We start from the raw sequence: 11878 nt of genomic DNA on the forward strand, positions 1-11878 counted from the left end.
ATGTATTAAATATCAGCCATGCGGATTCCATTTACAGCTACGATAATACTTAATACCTATTACTTAATATCTATTTCAAATTTTTCTGTTGTCAATCACTCGTTTTGCTTTGCCCACGCTACGTTCAATGCTACGCGGCTCTACCAGCTTTACATTCACTCCCAGACCAAGCACACTTTGCAGACGACCTGCCAGCTTCTTCTTCAACGCCAGCATGCGGTTTATCTCATCCGAATAGAAATTCGGACGCACTTCTACCTGAAGTTCCATGGTATCGGTATTGTTTTCACGGTCCACTATTAACAAATAATGTGGTTCGAACTCTTCCATCTCAAGTATAACAGACTCTATCTGAGTCGGGAATACATTCACACCACGGATAATCAGCATATCGTCACTACGTCCCAAAATACGATCCATACGAACCAATGTACGCCCGCAGGAACATTTATCATAATGCAACGCTGTCAAATCACGCGTACGGTAACGGAGCAATGGCATTCCTTCCTTTGTCAGATGAGTAAACACCAGTTCACCCGTCTGCCCGGGTTCTATCGGCAACAATGTATTCGGATCTATAATTTCCGGGAAATAATGATCTTCATTCAAGTGCGTGCCATGCTGGCATTCACACTCATAACCGACACCCGGCCCGGCTATTTCACTCAATCCGTAGATATCATATGCTTTGATACCGAGCTTATCTTCGATTTCATGACGCATATTCTCTGTCCAGGGCTCTGCACCGAAAGCTCCCACTTTCAGCTGGAACTCTTCACGCGGATAACCAGAATCTTTAATGGCATCCGCCAGATAAAGCGCATACGAAGGAGTACAGCAAAGAACAGTTGATCCAAAATCATGCATTAATGTGATCTGTTTCTCTGTATTACCACTGGACATCGGAATCACAGACGCTCCAATATTCTCAGCTCCGGCATGTGCTCCTAACCCACCGGTAAAAAGTCCATATCCATAAGAAACCTGAAATATATCTGAACGACCTGCTCCATAAGCAGTAAAAGCACGTGATATACATTCCGCCCATGATGACAGGTCTTTGCGGGTGTATCCCACTACTGTCGGCTTTCCGGTAGTACCGGAAGAAGCGTGAATGCGCACAATCTGGCTCATCGGTACAGCACAAAGTCCAAAAGGATAATTATCTCTTAAATCATGTTTCGTAGTAAACGGCAGTTTCACGATATCGTCAATCGAATTGATATCATCCGGGGTTATACCCATTTCCTGCATTTTCTTCCGATAGAAAGGCGTGTTGTGATAAACGTAATCCACAATTTTCTTGAGTCGTATGCTTTGAATCTTGCGAAGACTTTCGCGGTCCATACACTCAATGGTCTCATTCCAAATCATGTTCTCTTGGTATTATTAGTTGTATGAATCTGTTTCATGATATTAATATGTTGCAAAGTAAAGGATTTATTTGGAAAAATGATTTGTAATCTCAATTATTTTGCCGAATATTGCTCCACTTTTTAGGATTTAACTATGAATTTTGAACTAACATCAGCTTACAAACCTACCGGGGACCAACCGGAAGCCATCGCTCAGCTCACTGAAGGGGTACTTCAGGGAGTTCCTGCACAGACATTATTGGGAGTTACCGGGTCGGGAAAAACATTCACCATCGCCAATGTGATCGCCAACATCAACAAACCTACGTTGATATTGAGCCATAATAAAACACTGGCAGCGCAGCTATACAGTGAGTTCAAGGGATTCTTCCCTAATAACGCCGTAGAATACTACGTTTCATATTATGACTATTACCAGCCGGAAGCCTATCTGCCGAATTCAGACACTTATATAGAAAAGGATCTTGCCATTAATGACGAGATTGACAAACTGCGTCTTGCTGCTACCTCTTCTCTGTTATCCGGTCGGAAAGATGTAGTAGTCGTATCCTCTGTTTCCTGTATCTATGGTATGGGAAACCCGTCGGATTTCTATAAAAATGTAATTGAAATTGAACGGGGCCGGATGCTCGACCGCAATGTTTTCCTGCGTCGTCTTGTAGATAGCCTGTATGTCCGTAACGATATTGAACTGAATCGAGGCAACTTCCGCGTAAAAGGAGATACGGTAGATATTTATCTCGCTTATTCGGACACCTTGCTTCGCGTCACTTTCTGGGGGGATGAAATTGATGGCATAGAAGAAGTGGACCCGATTACCGGCATGACTACCGCCCCTTTCGAAGCTTATAAGATTTATCCCGCCAACCTATTCATGACCACCAAAGAGGCTACTCTTCGCGCTATTCATGAGATAGAAGATGATTTAACCAAGCAAGTAGCATTCTTCGAATCTATCGGTAAAGAATATGAAGCCAAACGACTGTACGAACGGGTGACCTACGACATGGAAATGATCCGGGAATTAGGACATTGTTCCGGTATCGAGAACTATTCCCGTTATTTCGATGGCCGTGCTGCCGGCACACGTCCTTATTGTCTTCTCGACTTCTTCCCGGACGACTTTTTACTGGTTATTGACGAAAGCCATGTAAGCATACCGCAGGTCCGCGCAATGTACGGAGGCGACCGTGCCCGTAAAATCAATCTGGTAGAATACGGCTTCCGATTGCCTGCTGCCATGGACAATCGTCCTCTGAAGTTTGAAGAGTTTGAAGAGATGACAAAGCAAGTGATTTATGTCAGTGCCACACCGGCGGAATATGAACTGATACAATCGGAAGGAATCGTTGTAGAACAGGTTATCCGTCCTACCGGCCTGCTTGATCCTGTCATCGAAGTGCGACCGAGCCTCAACCAGATTGACGACCTGATGGAAGAGATTCAGCTCCGCATCGAAAAAGAAGAACGGGTACTTGTCACAACACTTACTAAACGTATGGCGGAAGAGTTGACCGAATATCTTCTCAATAATAATGTAAGATGCAACTATATTCACAGCGATGTAGATACGTTAGAACGTGTGAAGATCATGGATGACCTGCGACAAGGTGTTTACGATGTACTTATTGGCGTCAATCTGCTCCGTGAAGGACTTGACTTGCCGGAAGTATCTCTTGTCGCTATCCTTGATGCCGATAAGGAAGGATTCCTCCGGTCCCATCGGTCATTGACCCAGACAGCAGGACGTGCCGCCCGTAACGTAAACGGAAAAGTGATTATGTATGCTGATAAAATAACGGACAGCATGCGGCTTACGATCGATGAAACAAATCGTCGACGTGAGAAACAGCTGGCTTACAATGAAGCAAACGGTATCACTCCACAGCAGATCAAGAAGGCCAGAAACTTGTCTGTATTTGGCAATGCCGGCTCGGAAGCCGATGAAATGTTGAAGGAAAAACATGCTTACGTGGAACCTTCCTCTCCCAATATTGCAGCCGACCCTGTTGTACAATACATGAGTAAAGCACAAATGGAGAAGAGCATAGAACGTACCCGCAAATTAATGCAGGAAGCTGCCAAAAAGCTGGAATTTATCGAAGCCGCCCAATATCGGAACGAATTATTAAAACTGGAAGATTTGATGAAAGAAAAATGGGGATAAACGGCTCATAAATATCAATAAATCTATAACAAACCCGCACTTTTGCTAATTAGTGTTATAAAAACACCTATTAAGGATGAATAATTTGCTAATATCACAGAAGTACGTATCTTTGCACTGTGTTTTTCATAGTATTAGATTTAAGGTTAACAAAGGTTGGAGCAAGGCGTTGCTCCTTTTTTTATGTCCATACGTTATCTAAGCTTTTTCAATTCTATAAAATAATATACGAATGCCTTGGCCAATGTTCCATAATAGACTCTACTTTGGAATCTTCAGTAACCAAATAATCGATATCCCCCCAAAGAAGCTATAGTATAGTCTTCAGCCACCGAATATCCGCAAAGTCTAACAGAAAAACAAGAATGGCTCAACAAACATTTCCCTTTCATCACATGGGAGCAAATGATATTTTGCGGACGCAAAAACAGTATCAAAGGAGATATAATGATTGACGATCATCCCAAAAATCTCAGAGTTTCTGATGAGGTTGTGTCAAAACGCTGGCACAACCTTTTTTTATGCACAAAGCCCAGACTTTCACAAGCCCGGGCTTTGTTATTACCCAAAGTTTTTGTATCTTTAGGCATAAAGTTTTTCGTTATGGCAAAGTTACATTTTCGTCCTTACATTCCCAACCAAACAGTTCTTTTTCCCGGAAGAATTGATGAAAACATAGCAGCGAACGATCCGGTTCGCATAGTTAATACTGTTGTTGATAATCTCAATCTTGACAATTTCAAGAAGCTTTATAAAGCAACCGGTCGTTGTCCTTATCATCCTAAAATGATGCTTAAGGTGATTATCTACGCCTACATGAACAATATCTATTCGTGCCGCAAAATAGAGAATCTTCTCCTACGTGATATTCATTATATCTGGCTTTCCGGTAATGAACATCCGGATTTTATTACCATCAACCGTTTTCGAAACCGTGTAAAAGAGGAAATAAATACCGTATTCACGCAGTTGGTTCTTGTCCTTGCCGACAAAGGTTTCATCAGCCTTGACGTAGAGTATATCGACGGTACCAAGATTGAGTCCAAAGCCAACAAATATACTTTTGTCTGGCGCAAGACAGTCGAAAAGAACCGTACAAAGCTGATGGATAAGATCCGCATTCTCCTGGAGCAGGTGGATGAAGTCATAGCCCAAGAGAACTCCATGAAAGATACACCCGTAGAGTTCACTCCCGCCATGCTCTCAGATATAGTGAATGAACTTAAAGAGGTGCTGGAACACCAGCCTGTAACAAAGGACAAGGAACAAAAGAAGGTCATCCGGGAAAAGAAGAAACAGGTCCGGGAACTTGAGGAGTACCGTGACAAGTTGATAGAATACGACAACCATCTTGATACTCTTGGAGAACGCAACTCCTACTCCAAGACCGATCCTGATGCCACCTTCATGCGCATGAAAGAAGACGCCATGAGAAACGGACAGACCAAACCCGGATATAATCTGCAAATAGGTACCGAGAACCAATTCCTCATAGACTTCCGACTGTTTCCCAACCCAACCGACACACTGACCCTCATACCTTTCTTCCACTCCTTTGAGCAACGCTATAACCGCTTACCAACTGTCGGTGTGGCAGACTCCGGTTACGGCTCGGAAGAAAATTATCGGTTCATGCAAGATAATGGGATAGAAGCCTTTGTCAAGTACAACTACTTCCATAAAGAACAGCGTCCCCGTTATACCCCCAATCCATTCCATGCGGAGAGTCTCCATTACAATGCGGGGGAGGATTATTACGTTTGTCCTATGGGGCAGCACATGAACCGTATAGGAACTAGACGTGACAAAACAGCAAGCGGATACATCACCGAAAGTGCCCGATATAAAGCACAAAGATGTGAAGGGTGTCCTTTGTGTGGCAGTTGCTTTAAAGCTCGGGGGAACCGTATGATAGAAGTCAACCACCGGTTAAACCAATACAAACGGCAGGCACGGGAAAGGTTACTCTCGGAAGAAGGCATCAGGCATAGGGGAAGGCGATGTATAGAACCGGAAGCAGTTTTTGGACAAATGAAACACAACATGGCATACAAAAGGTTCCGGCATGTGGGAGAAGACAAGGTTACAATGGACTTTGCCTTCTTTGCTATAGCTTTTAATATCAAAAAGATGTGTACAAAACTACTAAAAGCAGGAAAGAGAAGGAGTGCACACACTATATTTATCTTTATCAGACCACGTGTGACTCAAAATACGACGAATATTAAGCCTTATTACCTAATTACTGAAAAAATAGTCGCATAGACAAAAAAGAGGAACGACTATTTTATATTAAAAAAAGAAGGGGATGTGCCTTAGTTTTGACACAGCCCCCAACCGCATAATATTTTTATAACAGATTATAAACGAGTAAATAGTTGGAATGAGATTATGACACTTTTCTAGTCTTTTCCACAACCTAAGAGCAAGAAAAAATGCCTCTTGATTTCTTTTCAAGAGGCATTTTTTATATATTCTATTGACTAATTCATTCACTAAAGTGCCTTTTCAATAGCTTGTTTGATCAATGTTTCCATGACTTCATATCCCTCACCTGTCGGATGTACTCCATCTTTTGTATATTGAGGATTCAAAGCCTTGTTCTCGCCAACTACCATCGGCTGATAATAGTTCACAAACGGAATTTTGTTAGCCTTGGCATAAGCTTCTATACGGGCATTCAGTGACTGAATCTTTTGAGGAGCATCCTTGATCTCCCGTCTCCATGGAAATTCAGCAGCCGGCAGCACTGAAGTCAGAATCACCTTTATTTTATTTGCTTTCGCTAACTCTGCCATAGATGCAATATTTCCGAATGTATAATCTTCATTATACGGACCTGTATTTTCAGCCACGTCATTTGTTCCCGCATTAATGACAACCAATGCCGGAGCAAGATTTATCACATCTTCCCGAAAACGAAGTAAAAACTGATAGGAAGTCTGTCCGCTGATACCACGGCCAATATATCCATTCGTTTTGAAAAAGTCAGGATGCGTCCTCACCCATCCTTCCGTAATGGAATTGCCCATAAAAACAACTCTTTTTTCTTTCTTCACAGGTTGCGCAAGTGTTGCATTCTCTTTCGCATAACGTTTAAAGTCAGCGAACTCATGTTTCTGTGCATAGATCTCTCCTACCGAGAAACTCAAACAAACAACAGCCAATAACATCCATTGACCCAATTTTTTCTTTTCCATATACTTATAATAAAGATTAGTAATTCAAATTGCATGCAAAGATAAAAAAACTCTTTATATGAACGATTAAATACCGAATATCCGTTAAGTGAAGAAGTAATTTTCTTAATCTATGTTATATAACATGGATTTTTCTTTGGATTATTTGCAGATTTCACAGAAGTCCGTATCTTTGCACTGTGTTTTTCATAGTATTAGATTTAAGGTTAACAAAGGTTGGAGCAAGGCGTTGCTCCTTTTTTTATGCCTATACATTTGGAATCCTGAAAAAGAATGGTATTTTTGTAAATCATAATATCCTAAAAAATACTGCCATGAAAAAACTCATAACTCTCTTCTTTATAAGTATACTTAGTCTTCAGATGTACTGTTCCGCACAAGAGATATTGAACGTAGATTATTCTGCCATCAAGGAATATGTAACCGACCATAGTACGGAATTTCAGAAACTCATGCAACGTTTTGAGGAAAATGATAGCCTACTCACCCGCCAGGATTATGCCATGATATATTACGGATACTCCTTTACTCCTGCCTATAAAGGAAGTATGGATAACTTTCAAGATCTCCGGAAACTGATTAAAGAGCAAAAGTATGAAGACGCTTATAATACCGGTAAAGAACTGCTGAAAAAGAATCCTGTATCTCTTCAATTATTATACAACATGTACGGATTAGCAGGTTTACTTGAAAAAGATATCCAGGAAATAAAGCATTATTCGAAGCGATACGCAGCCCTTCTTACTATGATTTCCCTTACAGGAGACGGCACAAGTGAAGAGACAGCATTCAAGGTTATCTGCGTTAATGATGAATACCAGCTACTGAACATGTTATTCAGAATGGAAAACATGAAAAGTCAATCGCTAGTCAATAAATGCGATCTGATAGAGTTTGATAAATGCCAGCATTATGAAGGCAATCAAATGTACTTCGACATTAGCCGTTCCCTTGATTATACGAGTAAATTATTCGGGAAATGAAAAGTAGGTTTGCTTTTGGGGATCTCTCCCAAACTAAAATACAAAAATAATAACTTATAATAAACTTGAAATAACTAATTAAATAATGGAATCAGAAATTCAACTCAACGACCACAACAAACAGGAATATCCTCCCATGCATACAGATGAGACACATTATCTTATTTTTTAGACAAAAGAACATAAGAACAAAAAAGAAACATGGAAATAGAAAGTTTGATAAAAGCTATTATCCAGTGTGCTTATAATGTAAGAACACACCTTGCAGCAGGTTTTCTTGAAAATGTTTATCAGAAAGCATTGATGATAGAATTAAAAGAAAAGGGTATTCATGCAGATACAGAAACTCCTATAAATGTATATTACAAAAATGAAATTGTAGGAGAATTCAGAGCAGACATAATCGTAGAAGGAGAAATAATCATTGAACTTAAAGCGGTACAGCATCTTCTTCCTATACACGAAACCCAATTAGTAAATTACTTAACCGCTACCAATACAGACCACGGCTTATTAATAAACTTTGGTGGTGAACGTATCGAAATAAAAAGAAAATTCAGAGAATATAAACATAAAAATAACGCATAAGAAAAAATATGTTCTTTTGTTCTTATGTCTAAAAGCAATAAAAATTTGTCTATTATGGAAATAAATCAAGCAGCCCCCAAATTTCAGGATGTGTCAATCGCGCCTATGCATACAGCAGAGCATTTATTAAATGCCACTATGGTAAAAACCTTTGGTTGCCTCCGCTCAAGAAATGCCCATATAGAAAGGAAAAAGAGTAAATGCGACTATATTCTTTCTGTATGTCCCACGGAGGCGGAAATACAAATGATCGAAGATAAAGTAAATGCAGCTATCGACCAAAATCTGCCCGTTACTGTAGAATTCATGACTCATGAAGAAGCAAAAGACATCGTAGACCTGAGCAAACTTCCCGCTGATGCCAGTGAAACCCTTCGTATTATACGTATCGGAGATTACGACGCCTGTGCCTGTATCGGACTACATGTATCCAATACTTCAGAAATAGGAACTTTCAAAATCATCAGTCATGATTATGATGAAGAAAGACAAGTATTAAGGTTGAGATTCAAGCTTCTTGAGAAGAAATAGAATATCAAATTAATATCTATATTATATAAAATAAACAAACACAGGCTACATTTTGTCATCAAACAAGATAAATTGACATTATCAAGATGACAAATAGACACTTACAGCCTCAAATATCTTTTGGCATAAGGTTTGCACTTATAACAGCGAACGACGGTTCGAAAACGGACGGCAAGAGTCGAAAATTCCTCTCTGCAGAAAGCGACGACCCGAAGTTCAAAATTGAATAAACCGAATGTTTAACTAAAAGATAGGAGACTAAGATTATGATGCCTGTTAGAAGAACTCAAAACTGGTTACCAAGTATTTTTAACGATTTCTTTGATAACGATTGGATGGTAAAAGCAAATGCTACCGCACCTGCAATCAATGTTTTTGAAACAGAAAAAGAATACAAAGTTGAACTGGCTGCTCCGGGGATGACAAAAGAGGACTTCAATGTTCGCATTGATGAAGAAAATAACCTCGTTATCACCATGGAGAAGAAGACTGAAAACAAAGAAGAGAAGAAAGAAGGTCGCTATCTACGTCGCGAATTCTCTTATTCCAAGTTCCAGCAGACTATGATTCTACCGGATAATGTAGATAAAGAAAAAATATCTGCCGCAGTAGAAAACGGAGTATTGAATGTTCAACTTCCTAAGATTTCTGAAGAAGAAGTGAAGAAAGCCGAAAAGCAAATCGAAGTAAAATAACACAGTAACCGCAATTCACCTCAAGCGGGTGAAGAGATAATAAAAAAACAGCTCTTTCCGATCATAAAGGAAAAGAGCTGTTTTTTATATAGTCCCATTACCCGACTATTGATTTTTCCGGTAGCTGAACACTGCCCAGCTATTGAAAACCAGGGCAAAAAGAAACAAGACTCCTATTTCAGGCAGCAATTCCAGTAAGCTGCTTCCCTTAAGATATACCATACGCATTGCTTCCATAAAGTACTTCAACGGATTAAAATAAGTGATCACCTGCGCCCACTCAGGCATGCTGCTCACCGGTGTAAATAGTCCGCTCATCAACATCAGAATCAACATAAAAAAGAACATCACAAACATGGATTGCTGCATAGTTGCCGAATAATTGGATATGACAAGCCCGAAACCGGACATAACAAACACAAACAGAATCGCCAAAAAATAAATCACAATAAAGTGTCCTACAGGAGTTATTCCATAAAGCAACCAAGATAATAAAAAGCACAAAGTCAATACGATAAAGCCTGTGATCCAGTAAGGTAGAAGTTTGGCCAGAATAAAAGTAAACTTCGGTACAGGGGTCACATTAATCTGTTCGATGGTTCCAACTTCTTTCTCACTAACGACATTCAAAGCAGGTAAAAAACCGCATATCAGAGTCAGCAACATTCCCATCAGTGCAGGAATCATATAAAGCTTATAATTCAGATTCGGATTAAATAATCCCTGCGTATCGATACGAATAGAAGGGGCACTACCCGAAGCTGAAACGGCATCAGGACGTTCCGCACGTAATTCGGTTGCGTAATTATTGATAATAGTAGCCAGATAAGAACTGCCCAACCCTCCTTTCGTTCCATTTACCGAATTGGCGGCAATCAAGATATGAGCTTCCCCTTTGTTCATCCAATCCTTTTCCAAATGACGGGGTATCTCCATCACAATATCCGCCGTTCCCAATTCAATATTCCGCAATCCATCCGCATAAGATGCCGGAACTTCCGTCAGACGGAAATAAGTAGAAGCCGCAATCTTATTCACCAACCGCTGAGAAATAACCGAATGGTCGTTATCAACGATATTCAGCTGTATATTCTTTATTTCCATATTCACGGCCCAAGGCATCAGCAACATGATCATACAGGGAAAGACAAGAATCAATCTCGGCAAGAACGAATTGCGAAGCAACTGTTTAAACTCTTTTTCTATCAGAAATTTTATCATAATAAATTCCTTTATTCCAATCGATATTTAAATTTCTTGATGCTGATTGTAATAAGCACTATGGCCATCAGCAATAAAATGCTAATCTCTTTAAGTACCAACACAACCGGCACTCCTTCAATCATCAGTTTGCGTACAGCCTGTATATACCAACGGGCCGGAATAATGTCCGATATGACCTGAAGAACTATTGGCATGCTTTCTACCGGAAAAATCATGCCGGACAAAACCATGGTAGGCATCATCAATATCATACCGGATGCCAACATTGCCGCCACCTGTGTACTTGTCACTGAAGAAATCAGCAAGCCCAAAGCCAGCGATACGAAGATAAAAAGCAAGGATACCATCACCAGCCAGAATAAACTCCCCACTACCGGCACATCCAGCACAAAGACTGAAAGCAACAGAATAGTAGTCAGATTGACAAACGATAAAACAAAGTAAGGAATTGCCTTCGCCAACACAATAAATAATGGTTTTACCGGAGATACCAGCAATACTTCCATGGTACCGGTCTCTTTTTCACGGACAATGGAAATAGAAGTCATCATCGCGCAAATCAACATTAAAATCAGTCCCATAACCCCGGGCACAAAGTTATAGGCACTCTTCATTTGCGGATTATACAATAATTTGATATCCGGAATCAAACGGGAAACAGAAACGTTGGAAGGCAACATTTCCTGCCCCACCGAAGAAACGATACTGGCAGCATAATTGGTTTGCGAAGTAGACATATTAGGATCAGTTGCATCTGCTATCAGCTGCACACGGGCATCTCCCTTATAAAGTCCGTCGGCAAAACGCTCTCCAAATACAATCGCCATATCAATCTTATTTTTCCGGAAGGCAGCCTCCATTTCCTGCGGAGAATGAAAGCGGGCAGTAACCGTGAAATATTCACTCGCATCCAGACGGTCTATAATTTTCCTTGTCACCACATCATTCGAAGGATCAAGAACAGCCAGCCGGACATTCTTCACTTCCGTACTGATAGCAAACCCAAACAGGATAATCTCTACGACCGGCATTCCCAACAGAATCAACATCGTACGCCGGTCACGGAAAATATGATAAAATTCTTTCTTTACGAAAGCTATAAATTGTTTCATAA

10 protein-coding genes are annotated in these 11878 nt (G+C 40.4%); 6 read left to right on the top strand and 4 right to left on the bottom strand.

Features of this window, described 5'->3' with window-relative positions:
- Positions 1 to 75 precede the first annotated feature (75 nt).
- Positions 76 to 1374, bottom strand: a complete 1299-nt coding sequence (locus tag K6V30_RS18950; RefSeq protein WP_010538395.1) for a phenylacetate--CoA ligase family protein — start codon at positions 1372 to 1374, stop codon at positions 76 to 78.
- A gap of 135 nt (positions 1375 to 1509) precedes the next feature.
- Here K6V30_RS18950 and uvrB point away from each other — a divergent pair, with 135 nt between their 5' ends.
- On the top strand, positions 1510 to 3543 hold the full coding sequence (gene uvrB / locus K6V30_RS18955) for an excinuclease ABC subunit UvrB (protein WP_010538396.1): 2034 nt from the start codon (positions 1510 to 1512) through the stop codon (positions 3541 to 3543).
- A 603-nt stretch (positions 3544 to 4146) separates the two neighbouring features.
- Positions 4147 to 5808 (top strand): IS1182-like element ISBthe2 family transposase, encoded by a 1662-nt coding sequence (locus K6V30_RS18965; protein WP_224207187.1) that lies wholly within the window; start codon positions 4147 to 4149, stop codon positions 5806 to 5808.
- Between the two features lie 230 nt (positions 5809 to 6038).
- On the opposite strand, the gene K6V30_RS18970 is transcribed toward K6V30_RS18965, so the two are convergent.
- The gene (locus K6V30_RS18970; RefSeq protein WP_010538398.1) at positions 6039 to 6743 is read right to left on the bottom strand and encodes an SGNH/GDSL hydrolase family protein; all 705 of its coding nucleotides are present in this window, start codon (positions 6741 to 6743) and stop codon (positions 6039 to 6041) included.
- Positions 6744 to 7057: 314 nt separating this feature from the next.
- Between K6V30_RS18970 and K6V30_RS18975 the strand changes: the two genes are divergently transcribed.
- From K6V30_RS18975 to K6V30_RS18990, 4 genes are all read left to right on the top strand, one after another.
- Positions 7058 to 7726: a DUF4919 domain-containing protein gene (locus K6V30_RS18975; protein ID WP_010538399.1), complete on the top strand. Its 669-nt coding sequence runs from the start codon at positions 7058 to 7060 to the stop codon at positions 7724 to 7726.
- 201 nt (positions 7727 to 7927) lie between these two features.
- Positions 7928 to 8314 carry a GxxExxY protein gene (locus K6V30_RS18980; protein WP_010538400.1) on the top strand — a complete coding sequence of 129 codons (387 nt, stop codon included), beginning with the start codon at positions 7928 to 7930 and terminating at the stop codon, positions 8312 to 8314.
- Positions 8315 to 8368: 54 nt separating this feature from the next.
- Positions 8369 to 8845: an alanyl-tRNA editing protein gene (locus K6V30_RS18985; protein WP_032837111.1), complete on the top strand. Its 477-nt coding sequence runs from the start codon at positions 8369 to 8371 to the stop codon at positions 8843 to 8845.
- Positions 8846 to 9111: 266 nt separating this feature from the next.
- Entirely contained in the window at positions 9112 to 9540 is a 429-nt protein-coding gene (locus tag K6V30_RS18990; RefSeq protein ID WP_010538402.1) for an Hsp20/alpha crystallin family protein, read from the top strand.
- 105 nt (positions 9541 to 9645) lie between these two features.
- Here K6V30_RS18990 and K6V30_RS18995 read toward each other — a convergent pair whose 3' ends face one another.
- A complete protein-coding gene (locus K6V30_RS18995; RefSeq protein WP_022301885.1) occupies positions 9646 to 10761 on the bottom strand; it encodes an ABC transporter permease in 1116 nt (371 codons plus the stop codon).
- Between the two features lie 11 nt (positions 10762 to 10772).
- Positions 10773 to 11876, bottom strand: a complete 1104-nt coding sequence (locus tag K6V30_RS19000; RefSeq protein WP_055269713.1) for an ABC transporter permease — start codon at positions 11874 to 11876, stop codon at positions 10773 to 10775.
- Positions 11877 to 11878: the final 2 nt, after the last annotated feature.

It is taken from the genome of Bacteroides faecis, assembly GCF_020091505.1.
GTDB lineage: Bacteria > Bacteroidota > Bacteroidia > Bacteroidales > Bacteroidaceae > Bacteroides > Bacteroides faecis.